This window comes from Allobosea sp. P5_A5, assembly GCF_056400625.1.
Genome location: NZ_JBFUKY010000002.1, coordinates 532092 through 552994, shown reverse-complemented (window position 1 = coordinate 552994; position 20903 = coordinate 532092). Strand labels below are relative to the sequence as shown.

Annotated in this window: 21 protein-coding genes; 16 read left to right on the top strand and 5 right to left on the bottom strand. The window is 65.1% G+C overall.

The annotated features are described in order from the left end of the window. Positions 1 to 12 precede the first annotated feature (12 nt). Together rnd and AC1DR6_RS06225 are read left to right on the top strand one after the other, a co-directional pair. On the top strand, positions 13 to 1152 hold the full coding sequence (rnd, locus tag AC1DR6_RS06230; protein ID WP_476828309.1) for a ribonuclease D: 1140 nt from the start codon (positions 13 to 15) through the stop codon (positions 1150 to 1152). A 156-nt stretch (positions 1153 to 1308) separates the two neighbouring features. After that, positions 1309 to 1881, top strand: a complete 573-nt coding sequence (locus tag AC1DR6_RS06225; protein ID WP_476828308.1) for a fasciclin domain-containing protein — start codon at positions 1309 to 1311, stop codon at positions 1879 to 1881. A gap of 114 nt (positions 1882 to 1995) precedes the next feature. Here AC1DR6_RS06225 and fliP read toward each other — a convergent pair whose 3' ends face one another. Then, on the bottom strand, positions 1996 to 2745 hold the full coding sequence (gene fliP, locus AC1DR6_RS06220) for a flagellar type III secretion system pore protein FliP (RefSeq protein ID WP_476828455.1): 750 nt from the start codon (positions 2743 to 2745) through the stop codon (positions 1996 to 1998). Positions 2746 to 2922: 177 nt separating this feature from the next. Then, a complete protein-coding gene (locus AC1DR6_RS06215) occupies positions 2923 to 4317 on the bottom strand; it encodes a hypothetical protein (RefSeq protein ID WP_476828307.1) in 1395 nt (464 codons plus the stop codon). A gap of 252 nt (positions 4318 to 4569) precedes the next feature. Between AC1DR6_RS06215 and flgB the strand changes: the two genes are divergently transcribed. The 10 genes from flgB to AC1DR6_RS06165 all read left to right on the top strand — a co-directional run bounded on the left by flgB (position 4570) and on the right by AC1DR6_RS06165 (position 15439). Beyond that, positions 4570 to 4971 carry a flagellar basal body rod protein FlgB gene (flgB, locus tag AC1DR6_RS06210; protein ID WP_476828306.1) on the top strand — a complete coding sequence of 134 codons (402 nt, stop codon included), beginning with the start codon at positions 4570 to 4572 and terminating at the stop codon, positions 4969 to 4971. 11 nt (positions 4972 to 4982) lie between these two features. Further along, on the top strand, positions 4983 to 5393 hold the full coding sequence (flgC, locus tag AC1DR6_RS06205; RefSeq protein ID WP_476828305.1) for a flagellar basal body rod protein FlgC: 411 nt from the start codon (positions 4983 to 4985) through the stop codon (positions 5391 to 5393). Positions 5394 to 5419: 26 nt separating this feature from the next. Next, entirely contained in the window at positions 5420 to 5743 is a 324-nt protein-coding gene (gene fliE / locus AC1DR6_RS06200) for a flagellar hook-basal body complex protein FliE (protein WP_476828304.1), read from the top strand. 17 nt (positions 5744 to 5760) lie between these two features. Beyond that, positions 5761 to 6027, top strand: a complete 267-nt coding sequence (gene fliQ, locus AC1DR6_RS06195; RefSeq protein WP_476828303.1) for a flagellar biosynthesis protein FliQ — start codon at positions 5761 to 5763, stop codon at positions 6025 to 6027. 80 nt (positions 6028 to 6107) lie between these two features. After that, a complete protein-coding gene (gene fliR, locus AC1DR6_RS06190) occupies positions 6108 to 6866 on the top strand; it encodes a flagellar biosynthetic protein FliR (RefSeq protein WP_476828454.1) in 759 nt (252 codons plus the stop codon). A gap of 6 nt (positions 6867 to 6872) precedes the next feature. Continuing rightward, entirely contained in the window at positions 6873 to 7940 is a 1068-nt protein-coding gene (flhB, locus tag AC1DR6_RS06185; RefSeq protein ID WP_476828302.1) for a flagellar biosynthesis protein FlhB, read from the top strand. A 163-nt stretch (positions 7941 to 8103) separates the two neighbouring features. Continuing rightward, complete coding sequence (gene cckA / locus AC1DR6_RS06180; RefSeq protein ID WP_476828301.1) at positions 8104 to 10608, top strand: cell cycle histidine kinase CckA; 2505 nt, start codon at positions 8104 to 8106, stop codon at positions 10606 to 10608. Positions 10609 to 10878: 270 nt separating this feature from the next. Further along, a complete protein-coding gene (gene recA / locus AC1DR6_RS06175) occupies positions 10879 to 11964 on the top strand; it encodes a recombinase RecA (protein WP_476828300.1) in 1086 nt (361 codons plus the stop codon). A gap of 179 nt (positions 11965 to 12143) precedes the next feature. Continuing rightward, entirely contained in the window at positions 12144 to 14786 is a 2643-nt protein-coding gene (alaS, locus tag AC1DR6_RS06170; protein ID WP_476828299.1) for an alanine--tRNA ligase, read from the top strand. A 128-nt stretch (positions 14787 to 14914) separates the two neighbouring features. Continuing rightward, positions 14915 to 15439 carry a hypothetical protein gene (locus tag AC1DR6_RS06165; RefSeq protein WP_476828298.1) on the top strand — a complete coding sequence of 175 codons (525 nt, stop codon included), beginning with the start codon at positions 14915 to 14917 and terminating at the stop codon, positions 15437 to 15439. 15 nt (positions 15440 to 15454) lie between these two features. Here AC1DR6_RS06165 and AC1DR6_RS06160 read toward each other — a convergent pair whose 3' ends face one another. Then, positions 15455 to 15649, bottom strand: a complete 195-nt coding sequence (locus AC1DR6_RS06160) for a hypothetical protein (protein WP_476828297.1) — start codon at positions 15647 to 15649, stop codon at positions 15455 to 15457. 280 nt (positions 15650 to 15929) lie between these two features. Further along, a complete protein-coding gene (locus tag AC1DR6_RS06155) occupies positions 15930 to 17144 on the bottom strand; it encodes an NADP-dependent isocitrate dehydrogenase (protein WP_476828296.1) in 1215 nt (404 codons plus the stop codon). A gap of 262 nt (positions 17145 to 17406) precedes the next feature. Here AC1DR6_RS06155 and AC1DR6_RS06150 point away from each other — a divergent pair, with 262 nt between their 5' ends. Next, positions 17407 to 18198, top strand: coding sequence for a hypothetical protein (locus tag AC1DR6_RS06150; RefSeq protein WP_476828295.1), 792 nt, complete (start codon positions 17407 to 17409; stop codon positions 18196 to 18198). Positions 18199 to 18228: 30 nt separating this feature from the next. Here AC1DR6_RS06150 and AC1DR6_RS06145 read toward each other — a convergent pair whose 3' ends face one another. Beyond that, the gene (locus AC1DR6_RS06145) at positions 18229 to 18636 is read right to left on the bottom strand and encodes a flagellar assembly protein FliX (protein WP_476828294.1); all 408 of its coding nucleotides are present in this window, start codon (positions 18634 to 18636) and stop codon (positions 18229 to 18231) included. A 261-nt stretch (positions 18637 to 18897) separates the two neighbouring features. Here AC1DR6_RS06145 and AC1DR6_RS06140 point away from each other — a divergent pair, with 261 nt between their 5' ends. From AC1DR6_RS06140 to AC1DR6_RS06130, 3 genes are read left to right on the top strand one after another with little or no spacing between them, the layout of a single operon-like run. Beyond that, positions 18898 to 19992 (top strand): flagellar basal body P-ring protein FlgI, encoded by a 1095-nt coding sequence (locus AC1DR6_RS06140; protein WP_476828453.1) that lies wholly within the window; start codon positions 18898 to 18900, stop codon positions 19990 to 19992. Further along, entirely contained in the window at positions 19992 to 20330 is a 339-nt protein-coding gene (locus AC1DR6_RS06135; protein ID WP_476828293.1) for a rod-binding protein, read from the top strand. Before AC1DR6_RS06140 ends, AC1DR6_RS06135 begins: the two co-directional genes overlap by 1 nt. A 2-nt stretch (positions 20331 to 20332) precedes the next feature. Continuing rightward, positions 20333 to 20821, top strand: a complete 489-nt coding sequence (locus tag AC1DR6_RS06130) for a hypothetical protein (RefSeq protein WP_476828292.1) — start codon at positions 20333 to 20335, stop codon at positions 20819 to 20821. Positions 20822 to 20903: the final 82 nt, after the last annotated feature.

Below are 20903 nucleotides of genomic sequence, written 5' to 3'. Positions count from 1 at the left end.
GAGCCGAAGGCCATGCATCTGATCGTCGATACCGCCGAGCTCGCCACCGTCTGCGAGCGCCTTGCCGCCCATCCGTTTGTCACGGTCGACACGGAATTTCTGCGCGAGACGACCTATTATCCCAAGCTCTGCCTGATCCAGCTTGCCTCGCCCGACGAGGCCGTGCTGGTCGACCCGCTGGCTGCCGGGCTCGATCTCGCGCCGTTCTTCGCGCTGATGAGCAACCAGGCGGTGATCAAGGTCTTCCATGCCGCAAGGCAGGACCTCGAAATCATCTGGATGCTTGGGCGCGTGCTGCCGGTGCCGCTCTTCGACACCCAAGTCGCCGCGATGGTCTGCGGCTATGGCGACTCGGTCGGTTACGAACAACTGGCCAATGACCTCGCCAAGGCCCGAATCGATAAATCCTCCCGCTTCACCGACTGGTCGCGCCGGCCGCTCAACGACGCGCAACTCGTCTATGCCGAGGCCGACGTCACCCATCTGCGCGACATCTACCTCGCGCTGAAGGCAGACCTCGAAGCCACCGGGCGCGAAAGCTGGGTCGCCGAGGAAATGGCGGTGCTGAATTCGCCAGCGACCTACGAGGTCAAGCCGGAGAACGCCTGGATGCGGCTGAAGGGCCGCATACGCAAGCCCAAGGAGCTGGCGGCCCTGATGGAAATCGCCGCCTGGCGCGAGCGAGAGGCGCAGACGCGCGACGTGCCGCGCCAGCGTGTGCTCAAGGACGATGCGATGATGGATATCGTCCAGCGCGCGCCCCGCTCCACCGAATCGCTCGCCGAATTGCGGTCGGTCCCGAACGGCTTCGAACGCTCGCGCAACGGCGCCGAAGTGCTGGCCGCGATCGAGCGTGCTGCCGCAATCGATCCCAAGACCCTGCCTCGGCTGGAACGCGAACGCGGCCGGCCCGCCAATGGGGCCGTTCTCGACCTTCTGAAGGTGCTGCTGAAATCAGTCGCCGATGCCGAGCGCGTCGCTCCCAAGATCATCGCCACCAGCGACGATCTCGAAGCAATCGCCTCGGACGATCTTTCCGACGTGCCGGCGCTTAGCGGATGGCGCCGCGAGGTCTTCGGCGAAAAGGCTCTCGCGTTGAAGAACGGCGAACTCAGCCTCCGGATCGAGCGTGGCCGGGTGATTGTGGGCTGACGAATATTTCGGTCCTGCCGGCCAAGACACATCCAAGACACATCCAAGTGCTTCGAATGAACGTATTGGGATAACCGGAGCCTGAATGGCCATGACGGCCGACCAGGTATATTCGGCTAAGCGACTGTTTTCGTCGCGAATCCTGGAGACGATTTCATGAAACGCACAGTAAACGCGGCGCTCGGCGCCGTGATCAGCCTTGCCGTGCTTGGCGGAACGGCTCTTGTCGCTCCGGCTTTCGCACAGGCCCCGGTCACGGTCGGCGGCGCACCGATGTATCCGAACAAGAACATCGTCGAGAACGCAGTCAACTCACAGGATCACACCACGCTCGTCGCTGCCGTAAAGGCGGCCGGTCTCGTCGACACGCTGATGGGACCCGGCCCGTTCACCGTGTTCGCGCCGACGAACGCCGCTTTCGCCAAGCTCAAGCCAGGCACGGTCGAGACTCTTCTGAAGCCTGAGAACAAGCCCACGCTGACCGCGGTCCTCACCTATCACGTCGTGCCGGGCAAGCTCAGCGCCGCAGACCTGATGGCTGACGCCAAGGCAGGCGGCAAGAAGGCGATGCTGAAGACGGTCGAAGGCGGAACCCTCAAGGTCGCGATGGCCGGCAAGGCGCTGGTTCTGATCGATTCCAAAGGCCGCAAATCGACGGTAACCATTGCGGACGTCAATCAGAGCAATGGCGTCATCCACGTCGTGGATACCGTCTTGCTGCCCAAGTAAGACGACCACCCTTCGTGGCCATGACCGGGGAATTCCTCGCGCCGTGGCCACGAATTCCTGAGAACGGGATCGGGAGTCGAACCGACGCCGATTGACCCTGGCCTTTGTGGGGGCTCATCCCCCGCCATAGCTCTTCACCAAAGAGCCCGCGACGAGCCCCCAGCCGTCGACCAGCACGAAGAAAATCAGCTTGAACGGCAGCGCGACCGTAACCGGCGGCAGCATCATCATGCCGACCGACATCAGGATCGAGGCCACCACGAGGTCGATGATCAGGAACGGCACGAACAGCAAAAAGCCGATTTCGAAAGCTCGCCTCAACTCCGAGATCATGAAGGCCGGGATGACGATTTCGATGCCGATATCCTGCGGCGTCTGCGGGCGCGGCCCCTGCGACATGTCGAGGAAAAGCTGCAGATCCTTCTCGCGGACATTCTTGAGCATGAAGGCCCGGAACGGCACCACACCGCGATTATAAGCCTCCTGCGGCTGAATCTCCCCCGCGATCAGCGGCTGAACGGCGTTGGTGTAGGCCTCGCGCAACGTCGGCGCCATCACGAAGCCGGTCAGGAACAGCGAAAGCCCGATGATGACGGCGTTGGGGGGTGCGGTCTGCGTGCCGAGCGCCGAGCGCAGCAGCGACAGCACCACGACGATCCGGGTGAAGGATGTCACCATCACGATGATCGACGGCGCTAACGAAAGCACCGTGATCACGGCGATGAGCTGCAGCGCCCGCTCCGCGACGCCTCCGCCCTGGCCGAAATCAAGTGAGAGCGTCTGCGGCATCGCCGGCGTCGCGATCAGGCCGATGACGAGCAGCGCGCCCGCGAGAGAGCGGCCGAGCCGTCGCCGTCCTGCCATGCCGATTGGGAAATTCACAAGCCGTGCCTCAAGCCCGACTCACATGGCCTGGCCGGACGACGCTAGCTGGAGGCGGGAGCAGCGCAACCGCTCAGCGGGCGAAGGCCCACCCGCCAGCGTCATTTCTGTTGATGGGATCGCCCGGACTGGGTCAGTCGAATCAGCAGTAACGACGGCTCAGCCCTTCTTCGGGTCGCGTCCAAGGAGCCGCGCGAACTCGGCCTCGATGGCATCGACCGAGAAGGGATCCAACTCCTTGACAGACTCGGACGCCTTTTCAGGCTCCACCTTGGCTACATCGCTCTTGGCAGGCTCGGCGGCGGGCTCCGGCAGAAGCGGCTTCGCTGGGACTGCGGCAGCGGGAGCCTCGACGGGCTCTGGCTTCGACGCCGCCGCCGCTGGCGGGACGTCGGCCGGTTTCGCGACCGGCGGTGGCACGTTCTCCGCGCGCTTCGGCTCCGGTGCAGGGAACGGCGGCTGGACAGGCGCGGGCGGCGGCAGATTGATCGCTGCCGGCTTCGGCTCGCTGGGGCGCGCGTCTGTCGCCTTTGGCTTGAGTCCGAGGGCCGCTTCGAGCTCGGCTTCCATATCGAGCATCGATTGGGGCTTTGTCGGTGCGGAGACCGGCGCGGACGCGGGCTCGGGCATTTTGGGCGGCGCGACAGTCGGCGGCATGATAGTCTTGGGTTCGACCGGCATCGGCGCGACGGCCTTGGGCTGCACCGGCACAGGCGCCGCGGGCTTGAGCTCCTCGGCCGGGCCCGCATTAGCCGGCTTGGGCGGGGACATGATCGGCTTTGCCGGCGGGGTCGCCACCGAAGCGGGAGCCTGTGCGGGCTCGCCAAGTGCCGCATCATGAAGATTGGCGGACCGGACCGCCGAGAAGGGCCGCTTCAACGCCGCTTCCAGCTGGCGCGTCATATCGTCGAGCTCGCCCGGGCTGACGGCCGGCGCCGGCGCGTGTTCGCGCGCGAAGCTCGGCGCTAGGCCAGGCAACGGCGGAGTGGGGTTTGCAAGGGGCTGCGTTGGAGCTTTGGTCGGGGCAATCGCCTCGAGGCCCAGCGCGGCGGCAAAGCCCGCGCTGGCAGCGGAGGCCGTCTCGACAGGGACCTGAACCGGTCGCATCGGCACTGCCGGCAGAAGCTCGGTCGGCTCCTGAGCCGCCACGCTGCGCCGCAGCTCCTCGCCCGCGCGCAGCGCCGGCTCGCTCGGCGGCACCAATGTCTCGAAAGGCGGCAGCGGGCGATCCTGAGGCGCGGCCTCGTTGAAAATCGGCGTCGTCGAGCGCGAGCCGCCACGCACGATATGGCTCTCGACGACGACATCGGACGCGCCGCCCACCATCAGCAGGTGTTCGACATTGTCGCGCCGGATCAGGATGAGTTGGCGCTGCCTGTCGAGGTCGTAGGTATCGACAACGCCGAGTCGCGGCTGGCGCTGGCGTCCCCCGGCTTGTCCTGGCACCCGCAGTCTCCCGCCCTGGATCTGCCGCACGACGAGACCAAGCAGCGCGAGAAGCACCAGGATCACCACCGAGGCGACGATCACCTTCTGCGCGGTCGTCAGTTCCATTCCGAACAAGCTCTGCAAGGTACGCCCTCATCTCGCGACGGCTGTCCCGGATCGGTATCCGACCGGGAAGTTTCGCCCAAGGTTCAACACCTTGCCTATAGCACATGGCTTTCCCGATCGGGAAACGTGGTGAACGCGTGGTTAACGCGTTCCGCGAAACATCCACACCTTAACTCTCCGTTAACCATGAACCCGGCAAGAATTGCCCAGTGATGCGGGTCCGACGGCCCGCCCCTCTCGGGAGCCGATGCCATGGCGAATGACGGAGCGAGCATCGGCGGCGGTCTTCTGCAGGCGCTGAAGACGCGCATGCATTACCAGCAGGCACGCCAGAAGGTGCTGGCGGAGAACGTCGCCAACGCGGACAGCCCCGGCTTCCGCCCGGTCGATCTCAAGGCCCCGAAGGCCGACGGCGGCTTGGGCGTTTCCTTGGCCCGCACCAGCGCCGGCCATATGAGCCTCTCCGGCGGCAATGGCGGCTTCGACAACACTGGCGCCCCGCGCTTCGAGACGACGCCGAACGGAAACGCGGTCAGTCTCGAGGACGAGATGATGAAAGTCGCCCAGAACCAGTCCGATTATCAGCTCGCCGCCTCGCTCTACAGCAAGGGCCTCGGGCTGATGAAGATCGCCATCGGCCGAAGCAGCGGTTGAAGGAGCGCCTCATGGACCTGATCAAGAGCATCGCGGTTGCAGCGTCAGGCCTGCGTACCCAGTCCGGGCGCATGCGGGTCATCGCCGAGAATATCGCCAACGCCGATTCCGGCCCCGAACGCGCGGGCGCGGACCCCTACCGCCGCAAGGTGGTCAGCTTCGAGCGCCATCTCGACCGCGGACTCGACGCCCAGCTGGTCGCGCTCGGCAAGGTCCAGCGCGATCCGAGTGCCTTCAGGACCAAGCACGAGCCGGGCAATCCGGCCGCCGACGCCAATGGCGACGTCAAGATGCCGAACGTCACCCAGCTCGTCGAGATGGTCGACATGCGTGAGGCCCAGCGCAGCTACGAGGCCAACCTCAACCTGATCTCCTCCACCCGGCGGATGATCCAGCGCACCATCGACATCCTGCGCGCCTGACGCGCCTCCAGAAGGAGACTTAAGCCATGGCCACGCCGAGCTTCGCCGCAGGAGCCTACGCCAACATCAAGGGCATGGGCGCCGGCAACCTGATGCGCAAGCCGCCGATGAGCGGCGCAAGCGAGACCGGCGGCGCGGACTTCTCCGCCATGCTCGGCAAGGCGCTCGACGCCACCGCCGAGGCTGGCCGCAAGGCGGATATGCAGACCGCAAGCGTCGCGGCCGGCCGCGCCGATGTGGTGGATGTCGTGACCGCCGTCGCCGAGAGCGAGACCGCGATCCAGACACTGGTCGCCGTGCGCGACAAGGTGATCGCGGCCTACGAAGAAATCATGCGGATGCCGGTCTGACGGAACGGATACGCATCATGACCTCCGGAGCCATTCTCGATTTCGCTCGCGACGGCATCGTCACCTTTCTCAAGGTCGGCGGGCCTCTGATGGCGATCGCGCTCGCCGTCGGCCTCGTCGTCTCGCTGCTGCAGGCGCTGACCCAGATCCAGGAGCAGACGCTCGTCTTCGTGCCCAAGCTTCTTGCCGTTTTCGCCGGGCTGCTGTTGCTTCTTCCGTTCATGGGAGACGCGCTTGCAGGCTATATGGGGCGGGTCGCCGTGCGAATCGCCACGGGCGGATGATCCTGCCGCAGTCGCTGCCGGCCCTTTCCGGCTGGGGCGACACGCGGCGCCCGTCCTGGCGCGGAACCGGCCCCGGCCCGATGCAGATCGCGATCCTGCCCCAGATCGGTGCGCTGTTCGTGCTGGTCTTCGCGCGCGTCGGCACCATGGTGATGCTGATGCCGGGCATCGGCGAACGCTTCATCTTCTCCCGTGCGCGGCTCTCGCTCGCCTTCTTCATTGCGCTCGTCATTTTGCCAATGGCACGCCCGTCCCTGCCGATCCCGCAGGATCTCGGCGCTCTCGTGACGCTGCTCGTCGGCGAAGTTCTGATCGGCCTGATTATCGGTGTCTGCGCGCGGCTGGTCATGGCCGCGCTGCAGACCGCCGGCACCATCGTCGCCCAGGCCATGGGGCTGGGCTACGCCATGACGGTGGACCCCACCGGCGGGGCGCAGAACCCCTCGATCGGCAACTTCCTGACGATGCTCGGCATCACGCTGGTGCTGACCAGCGATCTGCATCACCTCGCCATCGCCGCGATCCATGAGAGCTACCGGCTGCTGCCGCCGGGTGGCGCGCCCGATCTTACCGATGTCATGACGCTGGCTGTCCGCTCCGCGGCGCAAGGCTTCGCCATCGCGGTGCAGATCTCGGCGCCCTTCATCGTCTTCGGGCTGCTGTTCAATCTGGGGCTGGGCGTGCTGGCTCGCATGATGCCTCAGCTGCAGGTCTTCTTCCTCGCTGTGCCGGCCTCGATCTTCGGTGGCATGTTGATGCTCGTCGTCGTGCTCGGCGTCATGATGAGCGTCTTCACGAACGACCTCGGCACCTTCCTGCGCCAGTTCTCGGGAGGCTGACGGGCCATGTCCGAGGAAGCTGACAAGGAAGACAGGACAGAAGACCCGACCCAGCGAAAGCTGGAGCAGGCCACCGAGAAGGGCGACGTTCCCAAATCACAGGAGATCGGCACGTTTTTCGTGCTCTGCGGCTTCACGCTGGCTTTGCTGGTGTCGGCCGGCTGGGCAGCGGGGGACGCGATGGTCTCGTTGCGCTCCTTCCTGATGAACGCTCACCAGATTCCTGCCGATGGCGCCGGCTTCATGCTGGTCACGCGTCAGGGCGTCATCACCGGTTTCATGGCGCTGGGCATGCCGTTCGCCTTCATCCTTTGCGCCGGGCTGGCCGGTGCCATGCTGCAGCACAAGCCGCTGTGGACCTTCGAACCGCTGATGCCGAAATTCGACCGGATCAACCCGTTTTCGGGGATGAAACGGCTGTTCGGCAAGGAGGCCTGGGTCAACTTCGCCAAGGGACTCGCCAAGACCGGGCTGATCGGCATGGTTGTCTGGATCACGCTCTGGAACCAACACGACCGCATGGAGAACTTCGCCGAGATGGATGTCTCGGCGCTGATGCCGGCGACATTGTCGCTGGCGATCCGACTGATGGGCGCGGTGCTCGGGCTGTTCGCGATCATCGCAATCGGCGATTTCGTCTGGCAACGCTTCTCCTGGTACCAGCGCCAGAAGATGACCAAGCAGGAGATGAAGGAGGAGTTCAAGAACTCCGAGGGCAATCCCGAGGTCAAGGCGAAGCTGCGCCAGATCCGCGCCAGCCGCGTGCGCAAGCGCATGATGGCTGCCGTGCCGAAGGCCACCGTCATCATCACCAACCCGACCCACTTCGCCGTCGCGCTGCAATACGAGCCCGGCATGGCCGCGCCGCTCTGCCTTGCAAAGGGCGTCGACACGATCGCCCTGAAGATCCGCGAGGTCGCCGGCGAACACCGCGTCCCGATCGTCGAAAACCCGCCGCTCGCGCGTGCCCTTTACGCAACTGTCGACATCGACGGAGAAATTCCTGTCGAACACTACAAGGCGGTGGCGGAAGTCATCGGATACGTCTTGCGCCTGAAGGGCCGGCGCGCCTAACTCGACCATAGGGACAAATGATACGCCGCCGGGCAGAGCATCAGGCTAGGAAGGGGAAGCCACTTCTTAGGGAATCTGGTGTTGAGACAAAGGACTTGATCGCGGTTTCACGTCCTTCAGGACGCGTGGCGATGAAGGCAGCCAGGAAACGGGTTTGACCGCAATGAGCGGAAGCACGGCCACCAGCGCGATCGACCGGTCCGACAAGCCCGGCCATATCGGGCTCATCCTGCTCGTCGCCGGCCTGTTGGTCGGCGCGGCGATCGGACTCGGATTCCTCGCCAACGAATGGGCGCAGCCGCTGATCCTCGGCCTGCTCGCCTTGCTTTCGGTCGTCGGTGTCTTCGGCCTGTTCGCCTATGCGATCGGCCTCGTCCAGTTCGCAGGCCGCGCCGCGCGCAACGATCTGACCAAGCTCGTCGTGGACGGCGCCGACGACGGCATCGTCGTCACCGAGGGCGAAAACGACATCGTCTATGCCAACGAAACCTATCTGCGGCTGGCGGGCGCCACCGGCGCCAACGATCTCAAGCCGGTCGGGCGCCTGCTGACCGGGCGCGCCGACGTCTCGGAAGCGATCTACCGGCTCGCCACTGCCGCCCGCGAGCATCGCCGTCTGGTCGAGGAGGTTCGGCTGGAGCCGGCCCTGAGCGGACGCGGCGAGGTCGGCTGGTATCGCGTCCGCGTCTCGCCCGTTCGGCGCGAGAACGCCACCGCCACGCTCTGGACCGTGTCCGACATCACGCCGGAGCGCGAGCGTCAGGAAAACGCCTTCCAGGAGCTCCAGCACGCGATCGACTATCTCGACCATGCACCGGCCGGCTTCGTCTCGATCGATGCCGACGGTGAAGTCTCCTATCTCAATGCGACGCTGTCCGGCTGGCTCGATTTCGACCTTGCTCGCTTCGGCTCCGGCGGGCTTCAGCTCGACGATATCTGTACCCCGGCCGCCGCTGCGCTTGTCCAGGCGATCCGCGGCCAGCCCGGTGACGTCCGGATCGAGATCCTCGACGTCGATTTAAAACGCCGCAACGGCGCCCTGCTGCCGGTGCGGCTGCATCATCAGGTCGCTTTCGGGCAGGATGGCCGCGCCGGCCCCTCCCGCACGCTCGTCCTTAACCGCACCGCCGGGGAAGCGGGCGCCGACAGCGGCAGCGACGCCGAGGTCCGTTTCGCGCGGTTCTTCCATTCGACCCCGATGGCAATCGCGACTGTCGACAAGACAGGCGCCATCCTGCGCTCCAACGCGGCCTTCGCCCGACTGACCCCGGCCGGCATCAAGGCGGCGGGCATCCAGAACCTGGTGACGCCCGGCTCCGGCCTGGACAAGGCGCTGGTCGAGACGATGGAGGGCCGCTCCGCCTCAGCGCCGCTCGACGTTTCGCTCGCAGGCGAGGACGGCCGCTCGGCCAGGCTCTACCTCTCCCCGGTCGCAGCGAGCGAGGATGGCGACGGCGAGCGCGCCATCGTCTACGCGCTGGAAACCACTGCCGAGCGCAAACTGCGCGACAACATGGACCAGGCCGGCAAGATGCAGGCTGTCGGCCAGCTCGCCGGCGGCATCGCGCACGACTTCAACAACGTGCTGCAAGTCATCATCAACGCATCCGAATTTTTGCTGGCGAGCCACCGTCCGACTGACCCGTCCTTCCCGGACATCATGCAGATCAAGCAGAACGCCTACCGCGCTGCCGCCCTTGTCCGGCAGCTGCTCGCGTTCTCGCGCCGCCAGACCCTGCGCCCGCAGGTGCTGGAACTTGGAGAGGTCCTGTCGGATCTCTCGCTGATGCTGAAACGGGTCGTTGCCGACAAGGTCACGCTCGACGTCCGCCAGGGCCGCGACCTGTGGCCGGTCAAGGCCGATCTCGGCCAGCTCGAGCAGGTCATCGTCAACCTCGCGGTCAATGCCCGCGACGCGATGCCCAATGGCGGCAAGCTCGCCGTGCGCACCCGCAACGTGGCCCGCGAAGATTGCGCCTCCTTCGCGCATGAGGCGCTGCCGATCGACGATTATGTGCTGCTCGAGGTCGAGGATAGCGGCACCGGCATCGCGCAGGAGCATCTCGACAAGATCTTCGAGCCCTTCTTCACCACCAAGGAGGTTGGCAAGGGCACCGGCCTCGGCCTTTCGATGGTCTACGGCATCGTCAAGCAGACCGGTGGCTTCGTCTTCGTCGACTCGACCGTCGGCAAGGGCACGGCGTTCCAGATCTTCCTGCCGCGGCATGTGCCGAGCGCCGAGGAGATTGCCGCTGAGGCCGCGGCCAAGGAAGCGCCGAAGAAGCTCGCGGCTGACCATACCGGCGCCGGCATTATTCTGCTGGTCGAGGACGAGGACGCGGTGCGCGCGCTCAACGCCCGCATGCTGGTTTCGCGCGGCTATACCGTTCACGAGGCGGCATCGGGCGTCGAGGCGCTGGACATCTTCCTGCAGAATGACGGCCGAATCGACCTCGTCGTTTCCGACGTAGTGATGCCCGAGATGGACGGCCCCACCCTCCTCGGGGAGCTTCGCAAGCGCAATCCCGACACCAAGGTCGTCTTCGTCTCCGGCTATGCCGAAGAAGCGTTCCGCAAGAACCTGCCGGAAGGCGAGAGCTTCCAGTTCCTTCCCAAGCCTTTCACGATGAAGCAGCTGGTGGAGACGGTGAAGGCCGCCATGGGCTGACGCCAGGCAGGAACTCGATGAAACGCTGCGAAACGGCCGTCTTTCCCGGGCGGCGCGAGGTGGCGGCGTGAGCCCCGGGGCCAGGATAGAGGCCGCACGAGACCGCTCGACGGGTTACCGCTGGCGACCCGACCCCGGCCGCCAGGCTCTCCTGACACAAACTGACATGGAGAACAAAAAAAGAACTTGCTGACAGGAACAAAGCATGACCATTCTGGTGTCAAGACGCATTGTGATGTCCCCGTCACGCTGCCATAAGGAGCCGAACACGTGAATCAAGCGAATCTCAAGCTCGTGGAAGGCTCCTCGATGGACAAGACCAAGGCGCTCGATGCAGCGCTCTCCCAGATCGAGCGCGCCTTCGGCAAGGGCTCGATCATGCGGCTGGGCAAGAATGCGCCGTCGATCGAGATCGAGACCATTTCTACCGGCTCGCTCGGGCTGGATATCGCCCTTGGCGTCGGCGGACTCCCTCGCGGCCGCGTCATCGAGATTTATGGCCCTGAATCCTCCGGCAAGACGACGCTCGCGCTGCACACCATTGCCGAGGCCCAGAAGAAGGGCGGCGTCTGCGCCTTCGTCGATGCCGAGCATGCGCTCGATCCGGTCTATGCCCGCAAGCTCGGCGTGAACCTCGACGACCTCCTGATCTCGCAGCCCGACACCGGCGAGCAGGCGCTGGAAATCACAGACACGCTCGTTCGCTCCGGCGCCATCGACGTGCTCGTCATCGACTCGGTCGCGGCCCTGACGCCGCGCGCCGAGATCGAGGGCGAAATGGGCGATGTCCAGCCCGGCCTGCAGGCGCGTCTGATGAGCCAGGCGCTGCGCAAGCTCACCGCCTCGATCTCGCGCTCGAACTGCATGGTGATCTTCATCAACCAGATTCGCATGAAGATCGGCGTGATGTACGGCTCGCCCGAGACCACGACAGGCGGCAACGCGCTCAAGTTCTACGCCTCGGTTCGCCTCGACATCCGGCGCATCGCGACTTTGAAGGATCGTGAGGAGGCGACCGGCAACCAGGTTCGCGTCAAGGTCGTCAAGAACAAAGTCGCGCCGCCCTTCAAGCAGGTCGAGTTCGACATCATGTTTGGCGAGGGCATTTCCAAGGTCGGCGAACTGATCGACCTCGGCGTCAAGGCCGGCATGGTGGAGAAGGCTGGCGCCTGGTTTTCGTTCGACAGCCAGCGTCTTGGCCAGGGCCGCGAGAACGCCAAGACCTTCCTCAAGAACAATCCCGATATGGCCGCCAAGATCGAGGCGACGATCCGTCAGAATTCGGGGCTCGTGGCCGATCGCATTCTGGATGAGGCGGCACCGACCGCCGACGATCTCGATGAAGGCGAAGCCTGAGCCTCGCGCATCGATGCTGAACCCGAAGGGCGGCCTCGCGGCCGCCCTTTTCTTTGCCGCCGAGATCGCCCCCTCGAACCGGCCGCCAGCTTTCTGGACAGGCGCCGGCCGCCTGACTAGAACCGGTCCTTCCCGCCGGGCTCACCCGGCTTGTGCCTGATTGTAGAGCCCAGATAGCGATGAGCGGCGTCAACGAGATCCGGTCGACCTTCCTCGACTACTTCAAGTCAAACGGCCATGAGATCATGCCGTCGAGCCCGCTCGTGCCGCGCAACGATCCGACGTTGATGTTCGCCAATTCGGGCATGGTGCAGTTCAAGAACATCTTCACCGGCCAGGAAAAGCGTCCTTCCGCCCGCGCCACTACCGCCCAGAAATGCGTCCGCGCCGGCGGCAAGCACAACGACCTCGACAATGTCGGCTACACCGCTCGTCACCACACCTTCTTCGAGATGCTCGGTAACTTCTCCTTCGGCGACTATTTCAAGGAGCAGGCGATCACCCATGCCTGGACCCTGATCACGCGCGAATTCGGCCTGCCCAAGGACAAGCTTCTGGTCACGGTCTATTCCGAGGATGACGAGGCTCACGGCCTCTGGAAGAAGATCGCCGGGCTGACCGACGACAAGATCATCCGTATCCCGACCTCGGCCAATTTCTGGCGTATGGGCGACACCGGCCCATGCGGCCCCTGCTCGGAAATCTTCTACGACCATGGCGACCACATCTGGGGCGGCCCGCCCGGGTCCCCGGAAGAGGACGGCGACCGTTTCATCGAGATCTGGAACCTCGTCTTCATGCAATATGAGGAAGCGGCGGGCGGCGTTCGCACCGACCTCCCTCGTCCCTCGATCGATACCGGCATGGGCCTGGAGCGCGTCGCGGCGGTCCTTCAGGGCACGCACGACAATTACGAGATCGACCTCTTCCGTGCCCTGATCGGAGCCATCGCCGATTTCACGTCGGTCGACCCCCATGGCCCGATGAAAGCCAGCCACCGCGTCATCGCAGACCATCTGCGCTGCTCGGCCTTCCTGATCGCCGATGGCGTGCTGCCGTCCAACGAGGGGCGTGGCTATGTGCTGCGCCGTATCATGCGCCGCGGCATGCGCCATGCGCAGCTCCTCGGGGCAAAGGATCCGCTGATGCACAGGCTCGTGCCGGCGCTGACGCGCGAGATGGGCCGCGCCTATCCCGAGCTGCTACGCGCCGAGGCCTTGATCACCGAGACGCTGAAGCTGGAGGAAACCCGCTTCCGCACCACGCTCACGCGCGGGCTTTCTCTGCTCGACGAGGCGTCGAAGGAGCTGACCGCCGGTCAGAGCCTGAAAGGCGACGTCGCTTTCACACTCTACGACACTTATGGCTTCCCGTTGGATCTGACCCAGGACGCGCTGCGCGCCCGTGAGATCACCGTCGATGTCTCGGGCTTCGACGCGGCGATGCAGCAGCAGAAGGCCAAGGCGCGTGCCGCATGGTCCGGCTCCGGCGAGGCCGCGACCGAGACGCTCTGGTTCCCGCTGCGCGACAAGCTCGGCGCCACCGAATTCCTCGGCTACGACACGGAGAGCGCCGAAGGCGTCGTCACCGCTCTGATCCGGGACAATGCGGAAGTCGCCTCGCTTAAATCCGGCGAAACGGGCCTGATGCTGGTGAACCAGACGCCGTTCTATGGCGAATCCGGCGGTCAGGTCGGGGATGCCGGGATCGCTCGGGCGCCGGGCCTCGTGGTGACCATCTCCGATGTTCAAAAGAAGCTGGGCGATGTCTTTGCCCATAGCGTCACCGTCAAGGAGGGCGAGCTTTCGCTTGGCCAGGCGGTCGAGCTGAGCGTCGACCACGATCGCCGCACTGCCATCCGCGCCAATCACTCGGCGACGCATCTGCTGCATGAGGCCCTGCGCCTCGTCCTCGGCGATCATGTCGCGCAGAAGGGTTCGCTGGTTTCTCCCGATCGCCTGCGCTTCGACTTCTCGCACCCCAAGCCGATCAGCTCCGAGGAGCTGCGCGAGGTCGAGGAGATCGCCAATGCGATTGTCCTGAGAAACGAACCGGTCACCACCCGTCTGATGAGCGTTGACGAGGCCATCGCATCGGGAGCCCGGGCGCTCTTCGGCGAAAAATATGGCGACGAGGTTCGCGTGGTGGCGATGGGCACGAACCCTGCCGGCCGGGCTTATTCGGTCGAGCTTTGCGGCGGCACGCATGCCGCTCGCACCGGGGATATCGGGCTCGTCAGCGTTGTCGGTGAAGGCGCGGTCGCGGCTGGTGTGCGCCGGCTCGAGGCGATGACGGGCCATGGCGCCCGTCTGCGCCTCAACGAAGATTCGCGCCTGCTCGACGGTCTGGCGAGCCTGTTGAAGGTGCCCGCTTCCGAGGCCGGGAACCGTCTTGCCGCGCTGATCGAGGAGCGCCGCAAGCTCGACCGCGACTTGACCGACGCCCGCAAAAAGCTGGCGATGGGCGGCGGTGGCGAGGCGGGCGACCCGATCCGCGAGATCGGCGGAGCCAGGCTTCTGGCGCGCGCCGTCACCGGCATCGAGATGAAGGATCTGAAAAGCCTCGCGGACGAAGCCAAGGGCCGCGTCGGCTCCGGTGTCGTCGTTATCGTCGGCGTCGCCGATGACGGCAAGGCGGGCGTCGTCGTCGGCGTCACGCCCGACCTGACGGAGCGCTTCGACGCGGTCGCCTTGGTGCGCGTCGCCTCCGAACAACTCGGCGGCAAGGGCGGCGGCGGGCGGCGCGATATGGCTCAGGCCGGCGGCCCGGATGGCAGCAAGGCGGAGGCCGCGCTCGAGGCCGTCGCTGCCGCAATGGGCTAATGACAGGTCAGGGTACCGGCTGCCATGCGGCTCCTCTCACGCGCCGCGTGGTCGTTCTGACGGCGGCCCTGTGGTCTGCCTCTGCCCTTGCCCAACCGAAAAAGCCGGCTCCAACCGTCGCTCCGAGGATGTCGGCAGCCCGCACCATCATGGCCGGCGCGCCGCTCAGTGTCTTCCTGACGAGCCCGCCTGCTGGAGCGAGGCTGGCGATCGCCAGACCGGACGACCCGGCCGACAGGGCGATCGTCGTGCTGCAAGACACAACGACGGTGCCGGTTTTGCAGACGCCCGGTGTGGCGGGCGCCTTTGAACTCCGGTTGATGGTAGATCGCGACGGCTCCCCAACAATCGAACTCAGGCAACCGCTCTCGACGACAGAACCGGCTGCAACCTTGGCAGCGCCCGATCGCGGCCGCCGCGGCAAGCCTGTGCCGATCCGCGCCATCGGCCCCAATGGCGAGCGGGACAGGGTGATGATCGCTCTCCCGAATGCACCAGCCGATGCTGACGGACCGCATTTTTTCCCGGCGGAAAACGCGGAAGCGACGCTGGAAGCGCCGGAGCAGCCTGGGGCCTACGAACTGCGCTACGTCCTGGATGCTCCGGTCAGCGGCCTGCGCGTCATCGCAAGGCGCCCGCTGATCGTGGAATGAGCGGCCGGCGGACTTTCAGCCCTGCCCTGTCCCGTCGCGCTGCTTCAGCAACGCGTCCAGCGCGTCCTGCTGCTCGTTCAGCCGTTCCGCAATCGACTCCTCCGTGCCAGCCCCGGACGCTCCTGCGGCCTGCTCCATCAGGTCGGAGATATTGTTGCGGATGAGCGCGATCCGCGCGTCGAGGTCCATCTGCGATGCGGTATCGGACATAAGCGTCTCCATGGGTCAGCGATAAAACGGTCTCGCGGTGTCTCGTTAGCCGGCCAGGACAGCCGTTGCGCCGAAATATCTCGCCCGCCCGAACCAGCATTGCGGCGCCTCCTTCAAACGTCGTCTCGCAGCCAACGTTCCGCAGAGATCGTCGCACCAGAGCATCGGACCGAAACGAAGAGACAGATCGCCGCCATGCGCGCGACAGGGCGCGCGGCGATCCAGACGAAAAAGCCCGGCCTTTCGGCCGGGCTCGATGGTCGCGTTGGAACTGGCCGACTTAGGCAGCCATCGCCGTGCGCATGTTGTCGCTGACCTTTTCGAGGAAGCCGGTCGTCGATAGGAACTTCTGGTCGGGGCCGACCAGTAGCGCGAGGTCCTTGGTCATATCGCCGGCCTCGACCGTATCGACCGTGACCTTCTCCAGCAGCTTGGCGAACTTTGCCAGATCCTCGTTGCCGTCGAGCTTGGCGCGATGGCTGAGGCCGCGCGTCCAGGCGAAGATCGAGGCGATCGAGTTGGTCGAGGTCTCGCGGCCCTTCTGGTGCTCGCGATAATGGCGGGTGACGGTGCCGTGAGCGGCTTCCGCCTCGACAGTCTTGCCGTCAGGCGTCATCAGCACCGAGGTCATCAGACCGAGCGAGCCGAAACCCTGCGCCACGGTGTCCGACTGTACGTCGCCGTCATAGTTCTTGCAGGCCCAGACATAACCGCCCGACCACTTCATCGCGGAGGCCACCATGTCGTCGATCAGGCGGTGCTCATAGGTGATGCCGACTTCGTCGAACTTCGCCTTGAATTCAGTCTGGTAGATCTCCTCGAAGATGTCCTTGAAGCGCCCGTCATAGGTCTTGAGAATGGTGTTCTTGGTCGAGAGATAGACCGGGTATTTGCGCAGCAGACCGTAATTCAGCGACGCCCGGGCAAAATCGCGGATCGATTCGTCGAGGTTGTACATCGCCATGGCGACACCAGCCTCGGGAGCCTTGAAGACCTCCTTCTCGATCACGGCGCCATCCTCGCCGACGAACTTGATCGAGAGCGTGCCCTTGCCGGGAAACTTGAAGTCGGTAGCGCGGTACTGGTCGCCATAGGCGTGGCGGCCGATCACGATCGGCTGCGTCCAGCCCGGCACCAGGCGCGGAACGTTTTTGCAGATGATCGGCTCGCGGAAGATCACGCCGCCCAGGATGTTGCGGATCGTGCCGTTGGGCGACTTCCACATCGACTTGAGGTTGAATTCCTTCACGCGCGCCTCGTCCGGCGTGATCGTGGCGCATTTCACGGCGACGCCATGCTTCTTGGTGGCGTTGGCGGCATCGATCGTCACCTGGTCGTCGGTGGCGTCGCGGTTCTCGACGGAGAGATCGTAATATTCCAGCTCGAGGTCGAGATAGGGGAAGATCAGCGTGTCCTTGATCTTCTGCCAGATGATCCGGGTCATCTCGTCGCCATCCATGTCGACGACCGGGTTTGCGACCTTGATCTTGCTCATGCGATGACCCCTGCTCTCTTGCGATAGGACGATCCGAACCCGTCGGCCTTCGCCCGGTTCGCAGCTGGTCGCTTCCTAGAACATCGGGCCGGAAAGTGGAAACCACTTTTCCAAAGCCACGATGCCCGCAGCAAAATGCTGCACTGCCGCAAAATGAGCACCTTCACCGGCCACGTTCCAGTTCCCACTCGCCCCGGACAGAACGAACGCCGTGCCTTTATCCCTTCACTCCGGTCAAACCCGCTTGGTGCCGGCGCTCGTCATGGCTTGGGCCGCTTGTGCACCGATGGGCGCATTCGCCGAACAGGCGGCGCAGGATTTGGCGGTTCAGGAATCGACCATCCAGCCGTTTCAGCAGCTTCCGATCCCGCAAGCCGCGCTCGTCGAGGACGGGGTCTATGGACTGGCTTCCGTACCAGAGCAGGGCGACGCCAGCGCGGTGGTCTTCGATCCCTCGTTGGTTGCCGCAGGCCGGGCCGCAGTCGCCTCGGGCGCCCACCTGAAGGCGCGTTCGGCCATCCCGATCGACATCATCCGCAACGGCTTTGCCTCCCGCGACGATATGGCGACAGCAGACCGGGATCGCTCGGTCGGGTTCAAGCTCGGACAGGACATCTTCTCGCTGTCGACCACCCTGACCAGCCCCGCTCCGCTGGGAGCATCGCGCAATGCCAGCGTCGGCTGGCGTCTGGCACAGCCGGTCTCGTCAGGCAGCGGCCTGATCTGGGGTGTTTCGACGGCGGGAACGAGCTCGACCGGTGCCTCTCCCGAACAGAATGGCGATGCGCTCATCGGCTATAGGCAGAAGTTGCTGCCTCATCTCACGCTCACCTCGCAGCTCGGCGTCAACAGCAACTACGTCTTCGCGCCTGGCGGCGAGTTGCGCTCGGCCCTGACGCCTGAGGTCAAGCTTTCCGTCGATCTTGCAAAGGCGGCGGACCTGCCATGGCAGGCATCGGTCGATCTCGGTCTGGCACGCAAGCTGCCACTGGTCGCCAGCGACTATCAGACCACGGGAACGGCGATGTTTTCGCTGAAATACAAGCTGCAATAGCCCGGGAGCGATCCGCGCTACGCCTCGGCGTCACCGACCGAGCTTGGCCAGCTCCACGGCAACTCGAAGCTCGATATGGCCCAGCACATCGTCGAGGCGGGGGTCGTCGGTTGTTTCACGGCGCAACGCGAGCGCGTTCTTGAGCCGGTCCAGCTCGGACGGCAGGACACGCCCGGACAAGAGCGCCGCCTTGAGCCGATCCAGGCCGTCCAGCAGGTCGTGCCCACGCCGCGCCTGTTTGCGCTTGCGCTCCTGCTGATCCCCATCGGCCTGCACCGCCAGCAAGGTGTCGAGCGGGCCGGCCGTCGCGACACCCGCGCCGCGCGTTGGCGCTTCGCTGTCGGCTGTCGGAAGCGTGAAGGCGGAACCGCCCGTGCGCCTCGCCGAACTTGCCGGGCCGACGTTCGAGACGGGCGCGCGCTGGTCGATCCTGATCATGGCGGCCTCGTGAGGATGGATGGAAGGTGCGCCGGCATGGTTAACGGCCGGTAAACCACCCGGCAGAAACTGCCGCCCCGGCAGGAAAGGCCGTCCGGTTGGCGTGCCCACAAAAGGACACGCCCGGTCCAAACAACTGAAAAACAACATCTTTCAAATGCGAGCGGAATGGCACGCCCCTCGCAAGGCGAAACCGACCGCAGTCACCTTTGGTGCCCAAGAATGTTCCGCAAGCCTGCCCTGACGAAACTGCTGAAGCCGATGGCCGCGATGCTGGCCATGGTCGTCGGCCTGTCGTCGCAGCCGGTCTTCGCTCTTTCCCGCATCAAGGACCTCGCCTCGGTCGAAGGCGTACGCACCAACCAGCTGCTCGGCTACGGCATCGTCGTCGGTCTCAACGGCACCGGCGACACCCTGAACAACGCGCCTTTCACCAAGCAGTCGCTGACCGCGATGCTGGAACGGCTCGGCGTCAACACGCGCGGCGCCAATATGCGCACCGCCAACGTCGCCGCCGTGATGGTGACGGCGAATCTCCTGCCCTTTTCCACCCAGGGCACGCGCATGGACGTGACCGTCTCCGCGATGGGTGATTCCAAGTCTCTCCAAGGCGGCACGCTCCTGGTCACACCGTTGTTGGGCGCCGATGGCGAGGTCTATGCGGTGTCGCAGGGCCCGGTCGCGATCGCCGGTTTCTCGGCCGAGGGCGAGGCCAGCAAGGTCACGCGAGGCGTCCCGACCGTCGGCCGCATCGCCAATGGCGGCGTCGTTGAGCGCGAGATCGATTTCGCCCTGAACAAACTCTCCACCCTGCGGCTCTCGCTGCGCAATCCGGATTTGACGACCGCGCGCCGCGTGGCTGCGGCGATCAACGATTTCATCGGCGGGGATTCCGCCGAGCCGACCGACCCCTCGACCATCGCATTGCAGATTCCGGCGCGCTTCAAGGGCAACATGATCCGGCTGCTCACCGATATCGAGCAGCTCAAGGTCGAGCCGGACCAGCTGGCCCGCGTCGTCATCGACGAGCGCTCCGGCATCATCGTGATGGGCAAAGACGTTCGCGTCTCCACCGTCGCCGTCGCGCAGGGCAACCTGACTGTGACGATCAGCGAGCAGCCCCAAGTCTCGCAGCCCGAGGCTCTTTCGCAGGGCCAGACCGTCGTCACCCCCCGGACCAACGTCAAGGTCGACACGGGCGGCGGCAACAAGCTCGCACTGGTCAAGGAGAGCGTCACGCTCGCCGAACTCGTCGACGGTCTGAACGCTCTCGGCATCGGTCCACGCGACCTGATCTCCATTCTCCAGGCCATCAAGTCGGCCGGCGCCCTCCAGGCCGAAATCGAGGTGATGTGATGACCGCCGCTCTCGCACTTCCCGCCGTCAACCTTGCCATCGGCGTCGCCGGAAAGGTCGTCGATGGCATCGCCAGTGCGCTCGACCCTGCCAAGGCCAAGGCGAAGAAACAGGCCGACGACTTCGAGTCGATGTTTCTCGAGCAGATGACGCAGCACATGTTCTCCGGCGCAGGCGCCGAGGGCCCCCTGGGTCAGAACGGTGCCGGCGGCGATGTCTGGCGCACGCAGCTGACCAATCAATATGCTCAGCAGATCCAGAAATCCGGCGGCATCGGCGTATCCCAGCAGATCATGCGGGAAATGCTGAACATCCAGTCCGGCGGCAAGGACGCGTGAGCATGTCGGCCGCCGAAAGAATCCTCGACGAGCGCCCGCGTATCACAAGCCCCGGAGATGCACGGGCGCTCATCGAAAAGGTGCTTGAGACGCTGGGCACGCTGTCGCATCTCGTCGGTGAGGAAACGGAGCTCGTGCGGGCCGGGCGCCTGCCCGAGGCAATGACGCGCGAGCCGCGCAAAACCGAGCTCGCCGGCATCTATATGCGCGGCGTCGAGCAGGTGAAGCTGAATGCGGTGTCGCTCGCCCGCTTCGCGCCGGAACTGGTGCGGCGCCTGAAGGAAGCTCACCTCGCCTTTCAGATCCTGATCGAGACCAACCAGATCGTGCTGGCAACCGCGCGCGCGGTGTCGGAGGCGGTCATCCGCGATCTCGCGAACGACGCCAACAAGCCGATGCGGCCGGCAGGATACGGCCCGGCCGCTTCGGTAGGCGCCGGACTTTACGCGCGTCCCAATGCCGGCCCGCTCGTCGTGTCGCGCAGGCTTTGACGGCGCGTTTTCCGAGATCGCGGCGGCTGCCATGGCAAGCCTCAACATTTACCTAATTTTCTAACGTCGGATTCAAGTTTCG